This is a genomic window from Vibrio natriegens NBRC 15636 = ATCC 14048 = DSM 759, from assembly GCF_035621455.1.
GTDB lineage: Bacteria > Pseudomonadota > Gammaproteobacteria > Enterobacterales > Vibrionaceae > Vibrio > Vibrio natriegens.
In genome coordinates, this window is sequence record NZ_CP141822.1 from 1,624,476 (window position 1) to 1,646,478 (window position 22,003).

The 22,003-nt window shown below is 42.7% G+C and carries 22 protein-coding genes; 5 read left to right on the forward strand and 17 right to left on the reverse strand.

Annotated features, from left to right (window positions below):
- Positions 1–8: 8 nt before the first annotated feature.
- Both ccoO and ccoN read right to left on the reverse strand, forming a co-directional pair.
- On the reverse strand, positions 9–629 hold the full coding sequence (gene ccoO, locus VER99_RS07440; protein ID WP_020333286.1) for a cytochrome-c oxidase, cbb3-type subunit II: 621 nt from the start codon (positions 627–629) through the stop codon (positions 9–11).
- A 13-nt stretch (positions 630–642) separates the two neighbouring features.
- Entirely contained in the window at positions 643–2,070 is a 1,428-nt protein-coding gene (ccoN, locus tag VER99_RS07445) for a cytochrome-c oxidase, cbb3-type subunit I (RefSeq protein ID WP_020333287.1), read from the reverse strand.
- A 258-nt stretch (positions 2,071–2,328) separates the two neighbouring features.
- On the opposite strand from ccoN, the gene VER99_RS07450 reads away from it, so the two are divergent.
- The 3 genes from VER99_RS07450 to VER99_RS07460 all read left to right on the forward strand — a co-directional run bounded on the left by VER99_RS07450 (position 2,329) and on the right by VER99_RS07460 (position 5,700).
- On the forward strand, positions 2,329–2,685 hold the full coding sequence (locus tag VER99_RS07450) for a hypothetical protein (RefSeq protein WP_020333288.1): 357 nt from the start codon (positions 2,329–2,331) through the stop codon (positions 2,683–2,685).
- A 113-nt stretch (positions 2,686–2,798) separates the two neighbouring features.
- Positions 2,799–3,980 (forward strand): FIST signal transduction protein, encoded by a 1,182-nt coding sequence (locus tag VER99_RS07455; RefSeq protein ID WP_020333289.1) that lies wholly within the window; start codon positions 2,799–2,801, stop codon positions 3,978–3,980.
- Entirely contained in the window at positions 3,970–5,700 is a 1,731-nt protein-coding gene (locus tag VER99_RS07460) for an ATP-binding protein (protein WP_020333290.1), read from the forward strand. Before VER99_RS07455 ends, VER99_RS07460 begins: the two co-directional genes overlap by 11 nt.
- Before the next feature lie 1,569 nt (positions 5,701–7,269).
- Here VER99_RS07460 and VER99_RS07470 read toward each other — a convergent pair.
- The 10 genes from VER99_RS07470 to matP form a co-directional block, all read right to left on the reverse strand.
- A complete protein-coding gene (locus tag VER99_RS07470; protein WP_020333291.1) occupies positions 7,270–7,707 on the reverse strand; it encodes a hypothetical protein in 438 nt (145 codons plus the stop codon).
- Positions 7,704–8,528 (reverse strand): toll/interleukin-1 receptor domain-containing protein, encoded by an 825-nt coding sequence (locus VER99_RS07475; protein WP_020333292.1) that lies wholly within the window; start codon positions 8,526–8,528, stop codon positions 7,704–7,706. The genes VER99_RS07470 and VER99_RS07475 overlap by 4 nt, the downstream gene beginning before the upstream one ends.
- Complete coding sequence (locus tag VER99_RS07480; protein WP_020333293.1) at positions 8,528–8,935, reverse strand: hypothetical protein; 408 nt, start codon at positions 8,933–8,935, stop codon at positions 8,528–8,530. The genes VER99_RS07475 and VER99_RS07480 overlap by 1 nt, the downstream gene beginning before the upstream one ends.
- Before the next feature lie 290 nt (positions 8,936–9,225).
- Positions 9,226–9,603 (reverse strand): PH domain-containing protein, encoded by a 378-nt coding sequence (locus VER99_RS07485; RefSeq protein WP_020333294.1) that lies wholly within the window; start codon positions 9,601–9,603, stop codon positions 9,226–9,228.
- 9 nt (positions 9,604–9,612) lie between these two features.
- Positions 9,613–10,083 carry a GNAT family N-acetyltransferase gene (locus tag VER99_RS07490; RefSeq protein ID WP_020333295.1) on the reverse strand — a complete coding sequence of 157 codons (471 nt, stop codon included), beginning with the start codon at positions 10,081–10,083 and terminating at the stop codon, positions 9,613–9,615.
- Positions 10,084–10,194: 111 nt separating this feature from the next.
- A complete protein-coding gene (locus VER99_RS07495; protein ID WP_020333296.1) occupies positions 10,195–10,671 on the reverse strand; it encodes a GNAT family N-acetyltransferase in 477 nt (158 codons plus the stop codon).
- 411 nt (positions 10,672–11,082) lie between these two features.
- Positions 11,083–11,652: a DUF2726 domain-containing protein gene (locus VER99_RS07500; RefSeq protein WP_020333298.1), complete on the reverse strand. Its 570-nt coding sequence runs from the start codon at positions 11,650–11,652 to the stop codon at positions 11,083–11,085.
- Positions 11,653–11,772: 120 nt separating this feature from the next.
- Positions 11,773–12,093, reverse strand: coding sequence for a hypothetical protein (locus VER99_RS07505; protein ID WP_020333300.1), 321 nt, complete (start codon positions 12,091–12,093; stop codon positions 11,773–11,775).
- A gap of 120 nt (positions 12,094–12,213) precedes the next feature.
- Complete coding sequence (locus tag VER99_RS07510; protein ID WP_014231877.1) at positions 12,214–12,525, reverse strand: DUF3634 family protein; 312 nt, start codon at positions 12,523–12,525, stop codon at positions 12,214–12,216.
- A gap of 10 nt (positions 12,526–12,535) precedes the next feature.
- Complete coding sequence (gene matP / locus VER99_RS07515; RefSeq protein WP_024372681.1) at positions 12,536–12,985, reverse strand: macrodomain Ter protein MatP; 450 nt, start codon at positions 12,983–12,985, stop codon at positions 12,536–12,538.
- Between the two features lie 211 nt (positions 12,986–13,196).
- Between matP and VER99_RS07520 the strand changes: the two genes are divergently transcribed.
- Complete coding sequence (locus tag VER99_RS07520; RefSeq protein WP_020333302.1) at positions 13,197–14,837, forward strand: AAA family ATPase; 1,641 nt, start codon at positions 13,197–13,199, stop codon at positions 14,835–14,837.
- Between the two features lie 70 nt (positions 14,838–14,907).
- Positions 14,908–15,426, forward strand: coding sequence for a bifunctional 3-hydroxydecanoyl-ACP dehydratase/trans-2-decenoyl-ACP isomerase (gene fabA / locus VER99_RS07525; RefSeq protein ID WP_014231880.1), 519 nt, complete (start codon positions 14,908–14,910; stop codon positions 15,424–15,426).
- 169 nt (positions 15,427–15,595) lie between these two features.
- Here the strand turns inward: fabA and rmf are convergent, their stop codons facing one another.
- The 5 genes from rmf to rlmKL form a co-directional block, all read right to left on the reverse strand.
- Complete coding sequence (rmf, locus tag VER99_RS07530; protein WP_014231881.1) at positions 15,596–15,769, reverse strand: ribosome modulation factor; 174 nt, start codon at positions 15,767–15,769, stop codon at positions 15,596–15,598.
- Positions 15,770–15,940: 171 nt separating this feature from the next.
- Positions 15,941–17,662, reverse strand: coding sequence for a DUF3466 family protein (locus VER99_RS07535; protein WP_020333303.1), 1,722 nt, complete (start codon positions 17,660–17,662; stop codon positions 15,941–15,943).
- Positions 17,663–17,669: 7 nt separating this feature from the next.
- Positions 17,670–19,589, reverse strand: a complete 1,920-nt coding sequence (locus tag VER99_RS07540) for an ABC transporter ATP-binding protein (protein WP_014231883.1) — start codon at positions 19,587–19,589, stop codon at positions 17,670–17,672.
- The gene (locus VER99_RS07545; RefSeq protein ID WP_014231884.1) at positions 19,567–19,809 is read right to left on the reverse strand and encodes a glutaredoxin family protein; all 243 of its coding nucleotides are present in this window, start codon (positions 19,807–19,809) and stop codon (positions 19,567–19,569) included. Before VER99_RS07545 ends, VER99_RS07540 begins: the two co-directional genes overlap by 23 nt.
- Positions 19,810–19,823: 14 nt before the next feature.
- Positions 19,824–21,947 (reverse strand): bifunctional 23S rRNA (guanine(2069)-N(7))-methyltransferase RlmK/23S rRNA (guanine(2445)-N(2))-methyltransferase RlmL, encoded by a 2,124-nt coding sequence (gene rlmKL / locus VER99_RS07550; protein ID WP_014231885.1) that lies wholly within the window; start codon positions 21,945–21,947, stop codon positions 19,824–19,826.
- Positions 21,948–22,003: the final 56 nt, after the last annotated feature.

Sequence of the window (22,003 nt, forward strand, 5' to 3'; positions counted from 1 at the left end):
CGTCCCCCTTACTTCATTGCATGACCAAGAGACTGAAGGTAAGCGATGATTGCATCCATCTCTGTTTTACCTTCTACTTCTTTAGCCGCATTCGCGATCTGTTCATCTGTATATGGAACACCGAACTGATCACGGAACAACTCAAGTTTCTTCTGTGTCAAACTGCCGTCTAAGACGTTTTCAGCTAACCATGGGAAACCAGGCATGTTTGATTCTGGAACAAGTTCACGTGGATCAATTAGGTGAACACGGTGCCACTCGTCAGAATAACGACCACCTACACGAGCCAGATCTGGACCAGTACGCTTAGAACCCCAAAGGAAAGGGTGTTCCCAAACGCTTTCACCAGCGACAGAGTAGTGACCGTAACGCTCAGTTTCTGAACGGAAAGGACGTACCATCTGGCTGTGACAAACGCTACAACCTTCACGGATGTATAGATCACGGCCTTCCATTTCAAGAGGCGTATAAGCGCGTAGGTTTTCTACAGGCTCAGTAGTTTGTTTTTGGAAAATCAGAGGCGTGATTTCAACAAGCGCGCCCCAACTGATAGCAAAAACGATAAAAATAGCCAACAAACCGACATTACGTTCTAGGAATTCATGGCGATTATTAGAATTATTACTCATTCTTTAAATCTCCTTATGCCGGATGTGGGATAGCCTTAAGGCTCTCTTTAGGTGCAGTCACTGTTTTGTACGTGTTGTATGCCATTAGAATCATACCTGATAGGAAGATTAAACCACCTAGGAAACGTACAAAATAGAATGGGTATGACGCTTGTACCGACTCAACAAAGCTGTAAGTCAGAGTACCGTCAGAGTTAACTGCGCGCCACATTAGGCCTTGCATAACACCAGAGATCCACATCGCTACGATGTATAGAACCGTACCGATTGTTGCTAACCAGAAATGCACGTTAACCAAACCAACTGAGTACATACGCTCTTGGCCGAACAGGCGAGGTACCAAGTGGTAAACCGAACCGATAGACACCATAGCAACCCAACCCAAAGCACCAGAGTGAACGTGACCAATGGTCCAGTCGGTGTAGTGAGAAAGTGCGTTTACTGTCTTGATTGCCATCATTGGGCCTTCGAAGGTAGACATACCGTAGAAAGACAACGACACAATTAGGAAACGTAGGATAGGGTCATAACGAAGTTTATGCCAAGCACCAGACAGCGTCATGATACCGTTGATCATACCACCCCAAGATGGAGCAAATAGAACCAATGACATCACCATACCCAAAGACTGAGTCCAGTCAGGTAGAGCAGTATAGTGAAGGTGGTGAGGACCAGCCCAAATGTATAGAGAGATCAATGCCCAGAAGTGAACGATAGATAAACGGTAAGAATAAACAGGACGTTCAGCTTGTTTAGGGACGAAGTAGTACATCATACCTAGGAAACCAGCGGTCAGTAGGAAACCTACCGCATTGTGTCCATACCACCATTGAACCATCGCATCCACTGCTCCAGAATAAATCGAGTACGATTTAGTCAAGGAAACAGGAACTGCCATGCTGTTCACGATGTGAAGTACTGCCACGGTGATGATAAACGCGCCGAAGAACCAGTTCGCCACATAAATGTGGGAGGTCTTACGTTTTACCAATGTTCCGAAGAACACCACTGCGTACGAAACCCATACAATCGCGATTGCGATATCAATAGGCCATTCTAGCTCAGCGTACTCTTTAGAGGTGGTCATCCCCTGTGGTAGAGTAATTGCTGCGGCTAAGATGATTAATTGCCAACCCCAAAAGGTGAAGGCAACGAGTGGGCCACCAAAAAGACGTGTTTGACAAGTACGCTGAACAACATAATAAGATGTTGCGAACAGAGCACTGGTACCAAACGCAAAAATTACCGCATTAGTATGCAGCGGACGTAAACGACTGTACGTCAACCACGGCGTATCAAAGTTTAGCTGTGGCCAAACTAATTGAGCGGCAATCAAAACACCAACAGCCATACCAACTATGCCCCATAAAATGGTCACAAGGGTAAATTGGCGAACGACTGTATAGTTGTAGTTTTGTTCAAGCTGCTTTACTTGGCTCATTATGCATGCTTCCAATTTCTAATTAACTACACTTTTACTTCCAACACGACTTGCGTCGTAACACCACCCAAGTAAACTCTAGAATTCAAGTGTTATCATCACTTTATTTCCATTGCTGACTTTAATAAAAAGTGGCATTTTCAGCTCGACACTATACTTGAATTAACAATTCAATGACAGGGTAGTAACCTTAATGAAGCTCGGGAACACATTTTTTATTTAAAAAGTTTGAAGTTTGTAACAAGGATATTGGTATTTATGCCGGCACAAAAGTTAACAAAGGCAAGACTCGCACAAATCTTAATCATGCTCAGTGTTTTAGTTGGCGCATTTTTATGGCGAACCTTTACCCACGAGACACCCAAAAGCATCGACTGCTCACAAAAAGAGCGATGTGAATTAACAATATCGGGGGAAAGAATCACAATTAATCGTGACTCAAAGGGAATTTCAATCGAAACGCTAGAAAGTAGCACTCTGAAAATTGATCTAGATCAATCAGGTGAATTTATTAATGTAAAGGACATTAATCAAAATATTGAATGGAAGTCTATTTTACCAAGCAAAGTTATTAAGCTCAGCGTAAATCAAAATATTGTCTTAGTGCATTTATAAATTGGAGATCAGCCGCGATAATTGGAATTTGTTTAAGAAAATTAAACCTTCTTACTTAGTGAAAATCGGTAGGAGTGGTATAACAACAGAGTCATGAACAATATTAAAAGCGTATGCAGTGCCAATCAGTTTTTACTCATATCACAGATGAACATTCAGCCGTTAAAAAGCTGCGTTCTGAGTTGACTCAAAAGAACCCAGCATACGTCATCTGTTATTACACAGAAGAGTATGACTCTGAGCTAATACGTACAGCTCTACTCAAGAATTTTCCTGATACGCCTTTCCATGGAGCCAGTTCTTGCCAAGCCGTAATGACAGACCAAGGTTTTCATTCCGGGCCAGTTATTGCGGCATTGGCTATTTACGATCACGGCCCACATGCATACGGTACTGGCATTTCTCACTGCACTCAAAACGAAGGCGTCATGCACGCGTTGGATATGGCACTTGACGATGCCGATCGAGTAGGGGAAATACCTGACTTAATCCTTCTCCACGCGACGCCTGGCAGAGAAGAATCAATCATCGAATCTATCGATCAAAGGTTTGGCACATTAGTACCGATTATTGGTGGTTCGGCAGCCGACAATAATATTAAAGGAAACTGGTCCATTATTACCGCGCAAGGCCAACAACAATCAGGCGTGAGCCTCACTTTATTTTATTCCTCACAACATGTAGATATCGCTTTTAGTGCTGGACACACCTCGACCAACATCAAAGGTATTGCCACTAAAACAGAAGGACGTTGTCTGTTGGAAATTGACGGTGAGCCTGCACTAGAGCGCTATAGACAATGGACCAATCACCAGCAAAATCAAACAGGTAAGGACAACCTGCTATTCACCAACTCCAGCGCATACCCAATCGGAAGAGTCGCAGGTCATTTGTACGACCGACCTTACTACAAACTATCTCACCCAATAAGAGAAACCGCCGATGGAGGCATCGAACTCTTTACCGATATTGACGAAGGAGAAGAGATCACTTTAATGAAAGGGAGTCGGGAACACCTGCTTGCCAGAGCGGCAAAAGTTGTGAATATCGCCTTCAACCAAAAACTAGAAGAGTCTCGTAAAATTGGCGTCATCAACATCTTTTGCGCAGGGCCCATGTTGCACTTGAAGCAAGACATGAACAGCGTTTGTGAACAAATCAACCAAGAACTGGAACACCTGCCATTTATATGCCCATTTACCTTTGGCGAACAAGGAAGATTTATTGGTGGCGAAAATGGACATGGGAACCTAATGATCTCATCAGCGATATTCCATAAGCCTTATGAAAGATAAATATTTAGAGACCTACCAACAAGAAGCTTTGCAGGAAGCATTGGTTGAGTTACAACAAGCCAAGCATAGAGAAAAATTGCTCGCTGACGAGAACAAAGCCATTCTTTCGGCAATATCAGCCATGAGCGAAGCCAAAAACCGCAATGAAATCTTCTCTGGCTTAAATACGGTCTTAAAAAAATACATTAACTTTGAAGACTTTATCGTTATTACTCGTGACGATAACAGGCAATCTTTCAAAACGTTAATATCAACGAACAGCGTATTCGACACGGTTAATTGGTTACACGGTAACACCATGGAGCGAGCGCTAAATGGTGAATGTGTATTACTGTTCGAACCATTAAGGTTGGGCGAGTTCTCTAACTTAAATATATTCGTCAAGAACCACGTGAACTCTGTCATTCTGACTGGCATTCGCTCTGAAGTAACTCAAAATATAATCCTATTAATTGGAGCACAAAAAGGGCACTTCAGTATTGAAAACAAAGAAACACTTCGACGCTTTCGCCCTCTAATAGAGCGAGCGGTAATAGACATCGAGACCAAAGAGAAGTTACAACGTATCGTTGATGTACGTACAACAGAGCTAGCTAAAGCACGCGAAGAAGCTGAACTCGCAAACCAATCTAAGTCCGAGTTTCTGGCCATGATGAGCCATGAAATCCGAACGCCGCTTAATTCCGTTCTGGGTATGCTCGATATATTAAGGCAATCAACATTATCCAACGAGCAGTTCGAAGCGCTGTGTCAAATGGAGAGCTCTGCGGAACTGCTTCTCGCCATCATAAGTGACATCCTGGATCTCTCTAAAATCGAGTCGGGTAGCTTTCAGTTACATGAACAGTGGACCAATTTAAGTGACGCTGTGACTTTTGTCATTTCCCAGCAAAAACAAATAGCTATTAGCAAAAACCTCAACTTCAATCTTGATTGCCGCATACCGCAAGACAAACAGTATTGGATTGATTCGACCAGGTTATCTCAGGTTTTATTTAATCTTATCGGTAACGCGATTAAATTCACCGACAGCGGTACAGTGAGCGTTTCGGTTTTGGAACAGAAAGACGAGCTAATAATTTCCGTCTCTGACACGGGCATTGGTATATCAAAAGCCAAACAAGCTCGTTTATTCACGGCTTTTCATCAAGGCGACAGATCGATAACCAGACGTTTCGGAGGAACAGGATTAGGCCTGGCTATCACCAAACATTTAGTAGAGATGATGCGCGGAACCATCATAGTTGATAGTAAAGAACACGTGGGCTCGTCATTCACAATAAAGATTCCGGTATTGACTAGGCTTCATCAGAATCGTCCTGTAAAAATCGAAGCAAACAGCCCAGTCAAAGCGTTAAATTTACTTGTGGTTGAAGATACACATTCAAACCAGCTCGTGATTAAATTAATTCTCAACAAGTTAGGACATAACGTTCACATCTCAAGCCATGGCGAAGAAGCACTGGCATTTCTGGAAGATAACAGCGACTCAATCGACATTATACTTATGGATGTATCGATGCCAGTCATGGACGGCATTACCGCAACGCGCTTGATCCGAGAAAAAGGCATCACGATTCCAATCATCGCATTAACAGCACACGCTTTAGAAAGTGACCGTGACAAATGCTTAGAAGCCGGTATGGACAGCTTCATTTCCAAACCAGTCCGTAGACAAGACATCTATGAAGCCATTCAAGTGTTTGTAGAAAATGATTAGCCTTAATATAGATCTTAACAATCGATAGATTATTAAGATCTATATTAAGTATTTTATGGTAAATAGCCATTATGTTTAATGAAAGCCTCAAACCCCTAGATGAAATTGAAATAAGAGAGGGATAGGAGGCTAAACGAGTAAAGATTTGGCGTAGCGTTATGCTTTATTTAACATAATATACATAATGCGCACTAAAGGGTTAAAAGATTAACAGTGCTGATGTCAGCTTAATTACACCGTATTTGGCTTTTGCTTCTTTAAAGGTTTTATCCGCTTTCTTGCCTGGACCATGAATTCAACTTCACCACGACGTCCAATTTTTTAAAAACCAGTCATCAGCTTTAAACGCCGATTAAGTTCTTACACTGATTCTTTTGTTACGTTCGACACCATGCACGTAGGCTCGGCATCTTGCTTATTCATCTTGTTCATTCAAGTAACCGAATAGCTGGATTGATTTTCTATTGCTTGCCTACAGCAACTATATCCTTGAACTAAAATTCGCTCGGTTTATCAGTTCAAGTTGGCGTTCTTGAAGTTCTGCTACTAATTCGCCTGAGCATTCTAATTGAGCCGTACTTTCTTACGCTCTGATTTTCTAGAGTTCTCATTGTGTAGATACGCTCTCAACATTTCTGACTGTCCGACTTACTGGCGTTCAGTGAAATGTTGTTTGCTGCTTCTTATAAACTCAAAGCGCTTTAACTTTAATCCGGAGTTATTGGCGGCGTCACTTGCACCAAGTTCCTGCTGCGTATGGCTCTTGGTGTTTCTCAAGTGTCGCCTTCATTTCTATTGGGAGCTTACTACCAGAATGTGCGTGCGCGATTTGTTTGTAGAAAGTTCCCGTTCCTAACTAGTGTGACATGTGGCATTCGTTACAACACCAATAACAACCATTTGACTGGTCGTATTTTTTCTTTGCTTCAATGACTGCTTCAGCACAATTATCAAATAAGCCTAAATAAGTCTTGGATTGGATTCTATCAAAATGAGGACAACCCGAGTTATGGACTTCATGGTCACCACTATTATGGACCTCGTGGTCGCTATTATCTTGAGCTATATCGCTTACGTAATATGCTAGTTTCATTGTCTAGCCCATCTTGTTAAATGTGATATTCAAGATAAATATAGCTGAAAAAACCAGACTGAGAATACACGCCATATTCAGATCCCACATCTACCTGAATCTTGTTGATTTATCATTGACATTAAGTTACGCGGTCACTAAAACTTAGATTCACTAGAATGTTTACTGACGACTTGTGGAGCTAACTTCATGACTTCCCTGCTCTTTTTTCTGAAGAGCCAAGTAGCGTTGGTTTGATTACCCAATGGCCGTCGTTAGTCTAGGTTTAAAATCATCGAGAAACGCGCCATTGTCACCACACCGTCGTGAGTTCAGCCCGAAGGAATTAGAAAGCTTTGCGTGACGAACATTTTTAGTTTGGCGAAATGTATGGTCACATCAGCCAACCTAAGGTCTATCCTGCAAAAGAAAACGTCTTACCGTTTCGTGGCGGCCATCGAACGAAAGCCGCCGAATGGATACCCAGCAAGCGTAAATTAACCTAACTTGATAAGGCAACGACCGCCTCTAGCTGAGATAGAATTTAAAGATACTCCATTCGCATACAAGCCAGATTCATCCGAACCGTATACACTAAAACCTAAGCTTCTTAAGTCTAGGTGATGTATATGAAATCGCTCCGTTCTCGATCTGGTGCCTTTAAGGATAAAATGGTCATCTACATAAATTTCCACGTTACTAGTTGTAACATTGCAAATAACGGATTCATGCTTCGCTCTGGAGTCATCTACCAAAGCGAACGAATCGCCATTTTCAACTAATACCGTTAGCCATATTCTTGGCTTTATCCCATTCGCAATTACAATTGGCTCTATATCTTTGTATTCAATAATTTTTTGCGTTTCATAAACTCTACTTCCACATATAAGTAACTCTTTGAAAGGAATTTTATTTATTGACTTCAAATGGCTCATTCGTTTGTATCCAGCATCATACTTAATTTTTCTAGGTCTGCCGCAACTTCTGATATACCTAGCGGGTTTACAGGGTTTTCGTACACTGCATCGAAATAAACATCTCTTTCATTTAAATTAAGCCTTTGTATTAATTCATTTTTTATTAATATGGATTTCGATTGATATTTGTTAGAAAAACTATTTAATAACCACTTTTTTAATTGATGTTGTCTCTTAGTCCGCGCCTCCCAAAGTTTGGAAAACTCAGCTTCAGAATGAAGGGACCGAATTGGACTATTAAGGCTCTCGGTTTTCTGTTCGTGCTGGATTAGTTCTTCTCTAATTAAATTTACTAGCTCTTCTGCTGTCGATTTTAATAACTCATTGGTCAGTGACTTTTGTTTTGTTATTGTTATCCCGTCATCTTGCAGTTTTTGTTTAATGAACTTAACTATCTCATCTGGCACAAATTCTCGGGCATCCAAATAACCAGTTGTGTCTGGAATATCAGGAATAATAGTGTCATCAAACTTTACGGGTAATATGTACTCCCTACTTTCTTTAAATGCTCTCGCCTGAGCCATTCGTTTTTCGTGTGAGGTCCAAAGTTTTTTAGCATAATGCTCGGAAATAAACATTACAACGTAGCGGGATCTATTTTGATAAACGTCTGTTAGGTGCTGGTAAAGATCCTTACCCCAGAGAGAGGCTTGCTCATACTTGTCGTAAAAAACTGATATACCATTATTCTTTAACCCAGAGGCAACAGCATCGACATACTCTCTATCTTCACCAGCAAAAGATAGGGATATTAAATAATCACAGCTTTCACTACTCATTAGCCCAAAACTCCAAACATCAAAAATAAAACTATAGAAATCACACTTCCATAAAACACCAACAGAGTTTTGGAAAAAGCCGTATTGAACAAACTCTCTCCACCGCCTACTTGTTCTAAATCTAAGGTAAGTGCATCACTTTTAACCTCATTCTTTGCCACTAGGTTATAAAGCTGGATGTATGAACGTTCGAGCGAAAGATAATAAGCATCCATCAACCAGAATAAAAATAATGGCATGTAAGAGATAAGAGCAAACGACTTGTTAGATGAACTCGGAGATAACGCAAATAGAGCGGCAATTAGTGTAATACACCACCCCTTTAGCAGAAAAGAATTTTGCCCCATACGGGTTATAGTAGACTGAATGAATGTTAAATGTGCGATTTTAACGCTGTTTTCGCTCACTATAGTGACCTTAATAAACTATAAAACACAGTGATATTAATATGGGCGAATATCAACAAGATCAAGCCACGGTTTAATAAACTTGAAGTCAGGCAAAAGAAAAGCCGAGAGCCATAGATAAGGTTCGGCTTTGTTTTTGGATAAATGAATGGAGGGGAAAAGTTCCAAGTACCCTACTTTTCTCAGCTTTCTAGCTATATCGCAAGGCACCCTGAGCGCCACCAGCTACTATAAAAATTGAGTGTAACCCTTCAAAATACCGTGCGTAGTGAATCTATAAAGCTGGCTTGTTAGCCCATCACACATTGGCTGATGTGTTTATTAAAAGTGACCAGATCAAAAGATCCTTTAATCTCAAACAGCACTTTACCAACCTCGCTCAGGTAAAGCTCGATCTCACAATCCAGATCCAATGTGCCGGACGTCTCAACAGAGAACGCGTTTACCTTGCTGTACGGCAATGATGTATAGTCCACTTTTGAACCTGTAATCCCCTGAACGTTCGCAGCAATAACTCGTTTGTTGGTGAAAACCACTTGATCGCGAATACTTTTGAAAGCGGCAATGATTTCTTCGCCATCAATCAGAAACTTGTAGAAATCTTCTCTCACCTTCGATTGTTCAATCGGTTTTAGCTTAAACACCGATGAGTTTTCAAAATCGATCATGACTATCTCCTATTCAGGTATGCGTTTTTGAGCCAGTTGCCCTCGTGTATCCATCTCACCAACGTCTTTCCAGCCATGTTTACGATAGAACGCAACACCTTGGCTATTGGCTGGTAAATACCTTAACTGGACATACTGGCATTTGGCAGATTTTAATTGTGAAAATATGAAGTCTTGCAACTCGCCACCCAAACCTTGACCACGAAACTCCGGTTTTAAGTAAAAAAGGTTTATGTAGCCATATTTTACGCCTTCATCATCGATCAAGTCTTTCCTAAACTCGATTTGACCAATGGTTTCATCGTTCTTGATTGCATGATAAAAACCAGCGTCCGGCAAAGACGCTAATCTCTCAAACCATGCTGCCGTATCTTCAGTATTAAAGCCATCAAGACTGCCATAACTGACTGCATAAGCATCTCTACGAAAGGCTATACATAAATCTAATTGCTGTTCGATGTTTACGGGAACAAATTCCATTTATCGCTCCGTGATTGGTCAGGCTCTGACGTTAAGGTAGATAGTGAATGGCTAATGGTAATCGTCAATGGAAGCCCAAGCTTGAGATGAGCGCATGGCAGCCGAAAGACACTAAAATTGTTTTTCCATGCGTAACAGCTTCCACGACTTGCCATTAAAGTATCGGGTACCGGATTCAACCGTTAACGTCTTAAAACCAAGAGATTCATAACACTTCCTAGCCGCCGTATTATGTTCAAAGACCGCTAAACTCAGTATTTCGGCAGACAAATCATTTCTTGCCTTATCAATCACTAGCGTCATCATCTTCTTTGCGAGCCCTTGGCCACGAAACTCTTCGCTTATAAAAACGCGACAGATCCGATAATGATCTTCTGTTACTTTGTACAGTTCGATAAATCCTACATGGTCGTTGTTCATAGTGACAAGATAAGGGTGCACTTCAGCTTGAGCACAGTGTCGTTTGATTTGTGTTTGAGTCAATGGAAAAGTGTATGCTGGCCCGCCCCATAAGTAATTCAACTCATCGGTCTTAATCCATTCCACCAGCTGTTTAAAATGGGATTGTTTAAACTCGGTTAACTGCATACTTCTCCTGAAGATCCAAAGCGTTATCGTTAATCAACAGGTAGAATAATACAGCTTGCTAGCATTCGTCACAAACTTCGCGTTTATAAACCGTTTGAGACTCATCAAGACAGTCACGCATTTCATTTGGTGCTTTTTGATAATCAGCTCCAAAACTAAAAGCCGAACCCCATCGCTAAGGTTCGGCTTTAGTGTTGGCTTCATATTTGAGTAGTCAATACGACTCAAATGTGTAAGCCAGTCGAGGCCAATCGACTTGTCTATGTTATGAGCAGCTGGCACCTTGTGTAAACCGTCATTTTTAGGGTTACGAAGTATGTCGCAAGGTTTCTTATACGCTTTCATTATTGCTGTTAAGCTTTAGAGCCAACACATAATGATTCCGTTTTGTTTTTTACTGAACACGACAAATTAGCTAGGCTGAGCTAGACCCATTAAGGAATTACACTTTATGTCCGTCTCTCTTTCGATGACTTTAGCAACATCTATTGGGTTATATTTGCCAATAGCATCAAACCTGATCAACTTGTGATGCCCTTCTAAAGCTGAATTCACATAGTGGTCGCGTTCTTGACGCCTTTTCTGTCTGTGGGATGAATCATCCAATTCTATAACCGCGAGAACCTTGGTATTTCTGTCTGTAATGACGTAATCCATACGCTTAGCCCAGGTTCGAGAATTATCCTTAAAGTTAATCGGCTGTACTAGCGCCATCAATGAAACCTGACAATGTATGACGTAGTCCGAAGGTAATATTTCTTGTAGAACATTATAGAAGTTTCGCTCGGTCTTAGAGCTTAGGTAGACATGCTTTTTGTGTGGAACACTCATGCATTTGGTTTGAGGTGCATCCATAGCACTACTGCTAGCTGAACCAATAAAAGGCTTAACCTGCTCTTTGCGTTGTTTCTTGCTTGCTTTCTTGGACGAGAAAACAATCAACACTAGGAATAAAATAATTACTATAACGATTTCAAACACTCTATAAATCCTTTTACTAAAACGAAATTAAAAAAATCATTGCTCGATAAGAACTTGAATGCCATTAAGGGCGGCTCAGAAAGAGTGACAGTGTCACTAACATTTCATTCAAATCACTGGCTAGTTCGTCGTAATGTGGAGTCGGATATACTTCTCAGGAACCTTGTATCTAAAGCGCTGACCGATTTTTAAATTGGATTTCACGTATCGACACACAACCCGGTCACCTGTCCCTGATACTCGCTTAATGGATGCTTTACTTCCCTTGTGTTCCATTTCTATCATGACATCGCAATAGCCCTGATAATCATCGAACTGTTTAGTGACTTTTCGCTGAAGTTTATTTTTAATCTTTTTCGCTACCGGATTGGTTTGTGAATCATCCGCAAACGTCGGAGAGCTAAAAAGTACAAAGGCTAATAACGTGACAACGTAGCGCATACAGAACCCCATATAAATAATTGATAGATTTGGGGTTATGTTAGTTTTCTACGTTTTAAATACAAAAATGGGACGCTATTTTGCGCCCCATTTAACGTGAAGAAGTAATTGATATGTAGACTAAGCGCGCTTTTTGCCTTTGGCTGTTTTAAAGCCTTGATGAGGGAAAACATTTCGAATTCGTTGTTGGGTTTTCTTCGGTACCGCTTTAGAAAAGACCAATCGCATACCGGTACGCTGATTATAAACTTTCATCTCTCCAGTAAACGGGTTATGTTCGCTAATGTCTTCTAAGTTGTGTTTAAAAGACGGCGGCATGTGGCCTTTTACTTTCGTGATATGGCCATCGTCAAACGACACCTTAAGCACTGGTCGGTCAACAGCAATCAGCCAAAAGATAACAACAGCAGCAATCAATATTACGTATAACATTTAATACTCCTTAACTGGATAGCAGCTTACTTAAGTCTTCTTTAATTGACGTTACCTTCTGGCTTGCTTTTTCACTTCTTGATGCTTCGGAAAGCAGATACTCAATCGCATCAGAGAGTGTACAGCCTAGTTCGTTCGCTCGGCTGGACAGCTTTTCCCAAACCCGGTAATCCAAATCGATGGACTTCTTCTTAGTATGAACTTGTTCAGCATTGAAATGGCGTTTGCGTTTTGCACGAATTGCTTGCTTTAGCTTATTCTCAAGCTCTTCTGACATGTGGTTATCTATCCATGTCAGTACTTGTGTAGGTTCGTGCTCAAGACGTCGTAGCTCAGCGACTGCGGCATCTGCTTCACTGGAGTCAATGTGACGCGTTATCGCCTCTCCATCCTTCCACTTCTTGATCAGATAGTTCCACTTCCACCCACATTCCAAATTTTCAAGTTGCTGATATTTCATCCTTTCCGACCCATATTTCTCACCTAGTGACAGCGTAACCCAGTTATTTAAGATCAGCAAACAAATCTCTAAGAAGTATCGATGCTGATCACTCATTTGTCTAAGTCTTAAGCAAGCTAATAGGTACTGTATTGTTATTGTAGAAATTGGGACTAGGGAGTTATTGGCGGTTTCGCTATAATGGCGCCAAATTAAATGATGATGAATTTTAATGAACCAACTTAACTGGCAAGACGTTACGCCTTCGTTCGATGAATACGAAGCATTATTGAAGTCCGCTTCGACATTACCAAAGAAGACATTTGTTGATCTACAACCTCGAATGTCCGCCACAATCTCTCGCTTCACAAAACTTGGTGGCCTTACCCGTATCCTACTGATTAATTGCGTTGATAATTCAATATACCGTGGATTTATCAGTAAGGCGGTCGAACAAAGTGCTTCTTCGCCAGTGGTGACAACCGAATCGCTCGACGCGAAACATTTGTTTGATCGTTACAGTATCGCTGAGAATGGCGAAGTGACTTTAGAACAGGGACTCATTGCTCAAGCGCATGGCGGTTACCTCATGGTTCCTGCCAATTTGATTCTGGCAAACCCTGGCTACTGGCCAAGTATTAAAGCGGCCATTCAAAAGCAACCATTTGCTGCAATGAACATGAGCCCTACGCGCGTTGCTGTGCCTGCCGTTACATCAAACACGTATGACGTAAAACTCATTGTTACGGGTGACAGAAGCCAGTTAGCAGAACTTGAATATGTCGATGAGGATTTCTCATCAGGCCTTTGTATGTATACCGAGGTTGAAGAAGACATCCACTTATCTCAGGACAATTTATCTTCCTATCTGGGTTATGTGAATTGGGTGTGTGCGGAGTACAACCTGCCAAGTTTGGATAAAGACGCTTATCGAAGACTTATGCTCGCTGGTATGCGTGAAATGGAAGACCAGCATTATCTTCCCCTTGGCGTAATGTGGCATTGTCAGCTTTTAACCCTTGCCAGCCAGCACTGTGATTCTGATGTAATCGACTTTAAGGCGATAGACAATGCGATTGACGATAAATACTACCGTGAATCTTACCTACCGCAACGTGCCGTGTACGACATACTTGATGGTCAGGTGATCATTGAAACAACCGGTGAACAAGTTGGTCAGATTAATGGCTTAACGGTTATTGATATGGCGGGTCACCCGGTGTCTTATGGCGAGCCTGCGCGTATTTCCTGTGTGATTCACTTTGGTGACGGTGATGTCTCGGACGTTGAGCGCAAAGCTGAACTCGGCGGCAACTTGCACGCCAAAGGTATGATGATCATGCAGGCGTTTTTGAGTTCTGCGCTAAACTTTGATGAACCATTACCCTACGCCGCTTCTATTGTGTTTGAACAGTCTTATAGTGAAGTTGATGGCGATAGCGCCTCGCTTGCTGAACTATGCTGTTTAGTAAGTGCATTGTCTGAATGTGCGGTGGACCAACAGATCGCCGTCACGGGTGCTGTGGACCAATTTGGTCGCGTGCAAGCCGTTGGTGGTCTGAATGAAAAAATCGAAGGCTTCTATCAGGTTTGTAAGCATCAAGGCTTTACCGGGCGTCAGGGTGTGATTCTACCTGAGACGAATCTTAAGCACTTAGCCTTACATAAAAGCGTCATAGAAAGCATTCAGAATGGAGAGTTCAACATTTGGTCAGTATCTACTGTCGATGAAGCCATTCCTATCTTGATGGGTAAACCATTCCGTGGTGAAGACGACAGCATTATTGGAAAAATTGCTGAACGTATTGAAAACTTTGAAAGACATGAACACACGGAAGGATTTGTGCAGCGTATCAAAAACTGGTTTGTTTAGTACTGATCGGAGTTGTTTAGCGTACACGTGTTCACTAAGATGCATCTGTCAAAAATTGGAGTGATTGATAATGCAAAACAAACGTGATTCTTATAATCGTGATGATCTTCTAGCTTCGAGCCAAGGTGAGCTTTTCGGCCCAGGTCGCCCACAACTACCTGCGCCAAACATGCTTATGATGGATCGTATTACCAAAATGTCAGAAACGGAAGGTGACTTTGGTAAAGGCTTAATTCTAGCGGAATTGGATATTACTCCAGATCTTTGGTTCTTTGATTGCCACTTCCCTGGTGACCCAGTAATGCCAGGTTGTCTTGGCCTAGATGCTATGTGGCAGCTTGTTGGCTTCTACCTAGGCTGGATTGGCGGTGAAGGTAAAGGCCGTGCTCTGGGTGTAGGTGAAGTGAAATTCACAGGTCAGATCCTGCCAACAGCGAAAAAAGTAACCTACGAAATCCACATGAAGCGCGTCGTAAACCGTAAGCTTGTTATGGGTCTAGCGGATGGCCGTGTATTAGTAGACGGTAAAGAAATCTACGTAGCGAAAGATCTTAAAGTTGGTTTGTTCCAGGACACTTCTAGCTTCTAAGCTAAGATTTTCTGCTATTTCTTAAAGGGCTCCGGATGGAGCCTTTTTTGTATCTCATGCTTTTTGTTCCACTTCGCGATACCCATCCCTGTCGATTTTCTTTTGCTCAGAATGCAGAAAAGGCTCTTTTAAGAGCCCTTTCAAATCCTTCTATTGTATGTGGGAGTTATTATTTATAGAGACCAGAGTTTTTTTCATCTCTGGCATCACGCCAACCACCTAACCAATACGACCGAGCATCAACTTGTTGATATGGGCAAGCCTCTTGGGACCTTCCATTCAACCCAGCTTTATAGCCTTGAGATTGAGCTCGTTCTAGGCGATCACGCTTTTGTCTCTTCATAGGTAATTCCTCATACAGATCCATTTGAAAAATTGCTTCTGTTTTTGTGAAACTTTAATGGAGTTTTTATGACTCCAACTACAAGAATCGATCAACTTTGGAATTTTCTCAAGGCATAAAAAAAGCACAGACTCAAATCTGTGAGTCTGTGCTTGTATTAAAATTTTTTAACTATTTTCTACGGAACCCAAACAAGCCAAGCATGGTCAAAGCTAACCAACCAAGTCCGGCACCTTCGCGTGTCGCACTTTCTTCTTCCACGTTTCGAGAAACGATGTCGTCCTGTGTTTGATCAGGAATAGGCATTAGTTTAACCGCAACGACCTCTTCGGTAACATCACAAGAGGCATTGTGCGCTGCAGAGTTATAGCCGCCAGAACACTTCAATGCAGTGGCTGATATCACACCTGCATCGTTGATGTCTGTTGCATCGATGATACGGAACTGGTTGTTCGCGTCAGAGTAGTCACCACCGTTAGTCAGTGAATCTAGAAGCCATGCCTTACCACCGAATAGTGATTCAGCACGTTCGCTTGCTGCACCGTCTGCGCTATATGGGTAAATAAATCCGCGCTTACGACGTGGTTTACCGTCATCTTCACGCGTAGAGTCAGCGTCTATCTGGCCAACAATTTCGTTGTAAGCGTTGATGCCACCCATTTTACCGCCAGCACCATTAAAGAAGATGCCAGAAGTTGGGTACACTGCACTTAGAGCGTCAGAACGAACATCAGGCACGATAAACAAACGATTAGGATACGCACCCGCTGTCGGGATACTGCGTTTTGCCTCACCGATACCAACAAAGTTTGAGTTAACGGCTGTCAGACGTGAATTCGAGTGAATGGTATCACCGTCTTCTCTCTGACGTGCGCCAGTTACCACTTTGTTCGACCAAGTAACGTTTTCGATAGATGTTTCAGACTCTAGCGCGCCCACAAACACGGTCGCGTTCATGTAGTTGTTGTCAGAATACGTGTTGTAACCAACGCCGTACACAGTCGTTCCATCAACGATGAAATCACGCATGCTACCTTGAGCCAGACGATTGTTGTCGCTTGACGTATTACTTGGCCACGATAGCTCTGAAACATTACCGTTCTGATCCCAGATAGCAGCTTTAGAGGTATGGTGAGTACCATTATTGTTGCTTGCTGTACGTGAAACACTACCCGATGTGAAAGTACCATCAGTTTTCCACGCATGGCTTTCAACAACAGCCGCTTGATCTTCTTCGGTAACGATATTTGGAGTAAACGGAGCAACCACTTTGTTACGCGTTTCTAGCGTAGATGAATCTTCTGCACTGATTACGCTTTGGTTACCAACTGCTTCACCGGTTGATGTTAAGCTATTGATAACGTTGTTGTACTCATTTGTGTACGCCGCGCTATCACCTTCGACAAATGCCAAAGCATTTGAGGTAAAGTCTTTGTAGCGTTCGTTCTCCCAAGGCACAATGTTTACCGCAGACCATGTCTCGCAGGTGTTGTAGCCAAGGTTGTAATAACAGTAACTTTCAAAATCATCACGATCGTCTACGTAAGAAAATCGAGAGTCCATTCCAAATGGTACTTCTTCACGATAGCTAATACCGTCGACTGCCTGACCTGCCGATAATGGCGTTGTACGGCTCTCTACGGCCAGCTTAAATTGATCTTCTGTACAGTTTGCTGTTGAATCAAAACACCCTAGAGCAAATGGAGAGCCTGTAGAGGCATCCTCAACATCACCCTGCTGAATCGCGACACCATAAGCCGATTCAAAATCGACAACGTCACCGTTTACCTCAGGTGAAACTTCGATAACTTGATACAATGCAGCGTTTGCACTCATTGATGAACCTACCATCATCGCGATGGCGGTTAGTTTGAATTTGTGACTACAATTCATTGAATTCTTAACTATCCTGTTGCATTGCTTCGAGTTCTTCCCATCTCTCGAATGCGATTTCCAACTCCTGCTCAAGAGCAGCAAGCTGTTCCAATACCGGTTGAGTTTGTTCTACAGATTTAGCGAAAAATTCCGGATCATTCACTTGTTCTTGCAACGTCTCAATATCCGACTCTAATTGTTCTAGTTTAGCTGGAAGAGCTTCTAGTTCTCTTTGCAGCTTATATGATAATTTCTTCGAGTTGTTCTTAGGCTGAGGTGTTTTGGGAGTTTCCTCAACCACTTTTTCTTTACTCGCTGCTTTTTCAGCCGACTGACGAGCGGCCAGTACCTGCTCACGTTGCTGTCTTGCATCGTGATAACCACCAACAAATTCTTCGATGACTCCATTTCCTTCGAAGATCCAACTTGTTGTCACCGTATTATCAACAAACTCACGGTCGTGGCTTACTAACAGTAACGTACCCTGATAGTTGGCAAGCATTTCTTCTAAAAGTTCCAACGTTTCGATATCCAAATCGTTGGTTGGTTCGTCAAGAATAAGTAAGTTGTTTGGTTTCAGCAAGATACGCGCTAATAATAGACGGTTTTTTTCACCGCCGGAAAGCGCTTTAACTGGTGTTCTTGCTCGTTTTGGTGCAAATAAGAAATCTTGCAGGTAACTCAGAGCATGGCGCTGACGACCGCCAACCATGACTTCTTGCTTACCATCAGCCAAGTTATCAATCACAGATTTCTCTGGGTCTAATACCTCACGGTACTGGTCAAAGTATGCAACTTCAAGCTTAGTACCACAATGCAGACGTCCAGACTGTGCTTCTAACTGGCCTAAAAGTAACTTAAGTACCGTACTCTTACCGCAGCCGTTTGGACCAATTAGTGCGATTCGATCGCCACGCATAATATTGAAGCTGAAGTTATCAACAATTTTTTTGCCTTCATAAGCAAAGGATACGTTTTCAGCTTCAAAGACAATTTTACCGGAGCGAGAGGCATCATCGATATTCAGATTAACTTTACCCTGCACATCGCGGCGGTCACGGCGCTCTTCACGAAGTTTCTTCAGTGCACGCACACGGCCTTCATTACGAGTACGACGTGCTTTAATGCCCTGACGAATCCATACCTCTTCTTGAGCAAGTTTCTTGTCGAATTCTGCATTCTGCATATCTTCAACACGAAGCATCTCTTCTTTCTCTGTCAGGTAGCCTTCGTAATCACCCGGAAATGAAGCAAGCTGACCTCGGTCAAGATCCACGATACGTGTTGCCATCGACTTAATGAAAGCACGGTCGTGAGAAATAAAGATGATCGAACCTTTAAAGTCTTTCAGGAAGTTCTCTAACCATTCGATAGTTGTTACATCAAGGTGGTTAGTTGGTTCGTCCAGAAGCAGTACATCAGGATCACACACAAGTGCACGCGCCAATGCGGCTTTACGTTGCCAACCACCAGATAAATCCGTCAGCTTTGTTTCCGGGCTCAGTTTCAGCGCACTTAAAACATTGTTAACGCGATCATCAAAACGCCATGCATTGGAATGATCAAGTTGCTCCTGAACCTTAGATAAGCGATTGATGTGCTTTTCACTTGGGTCTTGAGCGACAAGATCTAGAAGATCGTGATAGATCTTTAGCTGTTCACCGACTTCGGCTAAGCCACCCGATACGTATTCGTAAACGGTGCCTTCCTGGTTGCGTGGTGGATCTTGCTCTAAACGAGAGACGACGACGTCCTGAGTGATCTGGATTTTTCCGTCATCCAGTACAATGTCGCCAGCAAGCACTTTCATCAACGTGGATTTACCGGCACCATTTCGCCCTACTAAACACACTCGTTCGTTTTCTTGTAAGGCAAATTCTGCATGGTCGAGTAACGGATGATCGCCAAATGCCAACTGCGCATTATGAATGGTAAGTAATGCCATTATTTTCCAACCAATTTGTAAGTTGCTCTGAGTCAAACGGCCAGTTCAGCTCAGAATCTTGATATTTGAGTACGGGTATCGTGACGCCGTAACGAGAAAATAGTTCATCATCGAACGCTATGTCGACGATATCAGTCTGTTCCGCCAGACCGACCTCAGTTATTAGAGAGAATGCCATCTCACAAAGATGGCAGCCCTCTGTGCTATACAATGTCAGCACTTCAAAATCCTTTTTTACTCTGCGTGTGTAACCAACCAGCAGTTATGAATGTGTTTGTTACGAGCAAAATCCAGCGGCAGCGTTTGAGAAGAGATGTTTTGAGCCTTCAGACCTAATTCAGCCAACGCTTCTTCATCCATCTTGAAATGACGCTTGTTGTTTGAGAACACGATAGTGCCTTCACTTCTCAGCAGACGCTTCAAGTTTTTCATCAATTTAATGTGGTCACGCTGAACATCGAACGACGTTTCCATACGCTTAGAGTTCGAGAACGTCGGTGGATCAATAAAGATAAGATCGTACTCGCCTTTTGCATTTTCTAACCACTGCAGACAATCCGCTTGCTCATAGCGATGCTGGCGCCCTACACAACCGTTGAGCTGCATATTGTCTTTCGCCCAGTTCAGGTAGGTGTTAGACATATCAACCGTCGTGGTTGAACGAGCACCACCAACGGCTGCGTGAACCGTAGCGCTACCTGTATAAGCAAACAGGTTTAAGAAATCTTTCCCTTTTGCCATTTCACCGATGCGACGACGAGTGATTTTATGATCAAGGAAAAGACCCGTATCAAGGTAGTCGTGAAGATTTACGATCAGCTTCACACCATACTCATGAACTTCCAGCGTTTCAGAGACTTGTCCCAGTTTCTGGTACTGATTACGGCCTTTTTGCTTCTCACGAACTTTAAGTACGACTTTGTTCGCTTCCACACCCGTTACCTGAATAGTTGCGCGGATGATGTCGGTTAAACGACGTTTGGCTTTTTCTTCTGGGATGTTCTTAGGTGCAGCGTACTCTTGAATAACGATTTGATCGCCATATACATCAATCGCGACATTGTATTCAGGAAGATCGGCATCGTAGATTCGGTAGCAGTCTAGCTCTTCTTTACGAGCCCACTTACCAATCTTACCCATGTTCTTTTTCAGACGGTTAGAGAAGTCAGGTGCGATTTGTACATTGGTATCCGCGCCTTTCACTTCATCAACACTACGTTCTGCAATGCTGTAATTTTTCTGGTGACACTGTAACGCACCATTGTTTAATTTGAACTGTTTATCCGCACGCATGCGAAGGCAGCTAAGCAATTCATCAGAGCTAGAGAAAATCGACGCTTTGCAGCCACCGAACTCAGATTTAAGCTGCCCACCAAATGCGGTGTATAGCGCAATCAAGCCAGGCTCTGTACCTAAACGCTCACCATATGGAGGGTTAGAAACAATAACGCCATGCTCAAACCCTGCTGGACGAGTGATGGTTGCCGCATCACCTTGTGCAAATTCGATCAGCTCTTCAACACCTGCTCTGCGAGCGTTATCTTGAGCGACTTTCAATACTTTAGGGTCGTTATCAAAGCCGAAAAACTTTGCGTCAACTTTTTTGACACCACGACGAGCCTGAACATTGGCCTCAGATTTAATCTCTGCCCACAGCTCAGGTTCGAAGTCTTCTAGCGATTCAAAACCCCATTGCTTACGCTTAACACCAGGCGCCATATTGGCTGCCATCATCGCTGCTTCGATAAGTAGCGTGCCCGAACCACACATTGGGTCGAGTAAAGGCTGATGGCCATCCCAACCACAACGCATGATGATCGCAGAAGCTAATGTTTCACGAAGAGGTGCACGGCCTGATTCCGGACGATAGCCACGCTGATGAAGTCCACTACCCACCATATCCACACCAAGCAGTGCTTTGTCTTTGTGCAAGCGAACGTGAACACGGATATCCGGACGCTCTTTGCTGATGTTTGGACGAGGTAATCCTTTCTTTTCAAAGCAATCGACGATGCCATCTTTTACTTTCATCGCACCGTATTGGCTATTGCGGATTTCACGGTTTGTACCGTTAAAGTCGACAACGAAACGCTTTGAACTATGGAATTGGTTCACCCAGTTAATGGCCATTGTAGAAAGGTACAAGTCCATATCATCGTTACAGGTGAATTCAGATAAAACACGTACAAATCGAGACGCCAAACGGCTCCACAAACAACAGCGATAAACTTGTTCGTTTGTCGCTTTAAATTTTACGCCTGCCTGTACTGGTTTCGCATTTTCGATGCCTAGTTTAGTCAGTTCTTCAACAAGCAAATTTTCCATGCCATTTGAAGTTACCGCGAGATATTGATTCATAGTGTTCTTTCGCTGATAAAAAATGGCTTCAATTATACCTGACTTTACGATCAATG

Coding starts and splice junctions, on each gene's coding strand:
- VER99_RS07540 (WP_014231883.1), bottom strand. CDS start 19,589: ATGGCATTACTTACCATTCATAATGCGCAGTTGGCATTTGGCGATCAT.
- VER99_RS07450 (WP_020333288.1), top strand. CDS start 2,329: ATGCCGGCACAAAAGTTAACAAAGGCAAGACTCGCACAAATCTTAATC.
- VER99_RS07535 (WP_020333303.1), bottom strand. CDS start 17,662: ATGAATTGTAGTCACAAATTCAAACTAACCGCCATCGCGATGATGGTA.
- fabA (WP_014231880.1), top strand. CDS start 14,908: ATGCAAAACAAACGTGATTCTTATAATCGTGATGATCTTCTAGCTTCG.
- VER99_RS07455 (WP_020333289.1), top strand. CDS start 2,799: ATGCAGTGCCAATCAGTTTTTACTCATATCACAGATGAACATTCAGCC.
- rlmKL (WP_014231885.1), bottom strand. CDS start 21,947: ATGAATCAATATCTCGCGGTAACTTCAAATGGCATGGAAAATTTGCTT.
- VER99_RS07475 (WP_020333292.1), bottom strand. CDS start 8,528: ATGAGTAGTGAAAGCTGTGATTATTTAATATCCCTATCTTTTGCTGGT.
- VER99_RS07495 (WP_020333296.1), bottom strand. CDS start 10,671: ATGCAGTTAACCGAGTTTAAACAATCCCATTTTAAACAGCTGGTGGAA.
- VER99_RS07470 (WP_020333291.1), bottom strand. CDS start 7,707: ATGAGCCATTTGAAGTCAATAAATAAAATTCCTTTCAAAGAGTTACTT.
- rmf (WP_014231881.1), bottom strand. CDS start 15,769: ATGAAGAGACAAAAGCGTGATCGCCTAGAACGAGCTCAATCTCAAGGC.
- matP (WP_024372681.1), bottom strand. CDS start 12,985: ATGAAATATCAGCAACTTGAAAATTTGGAATGTGGGTGGAAGTGGAAC.
- ccoN (WP_020333287.1), bottom strand. CDS start 2,070: ATGAGCCAAGTAAAGCAGCTTGAACAAAACTACAACTATACAGTCGTT.
- VER99_RS07460 (WP_020333290.1), top strand. CDS start 3,970: ATGAAAGATAAATATTTAGAGACCTACCAACAAGAAGCTTTGCAGGAA.
- ccoO (WP_020333286.1), bottom strand. CDS start 629: ATGAGTAATAATTCTAATAATCGCCATGAATTCCTAGAACGTAATGTC.
- VER99_RS07510 (WP_014231877.1), bottom strand. CDS start 12,525: ATGTTATACGTAATATTGATTGCTGCTGTTGTTATCTTTTGGCTGATT.
- VER99_RS07505 (WP_020333300.1), bottom strand. CDS start 12,093: ATGCGCTACGTTGTCACGTTATTAGCCTTTGTACTTTTTAGCTCTCCG.
- VER99_RS07485 (WP_020333294.1), bottom strand. CDS start 9,603: ATGATCGATTTTGAAAACTCATCGGTGTTTAAGCTAAAACCGATTGAA.
- VER99_RS07520 (WP_020333302.1), top strand. CDS start 13,197: ATGAACCAACTTAACTGGCAAGACGTTACGCCTTCGTTCGATGAATAC.
- VER99_RS07490 (WP_020333295.1), bottom strand. CDS start 10,083: ATGGAATTTGTTCCCGTAAACATCGAACAGCAATTAGATTTATGTATA.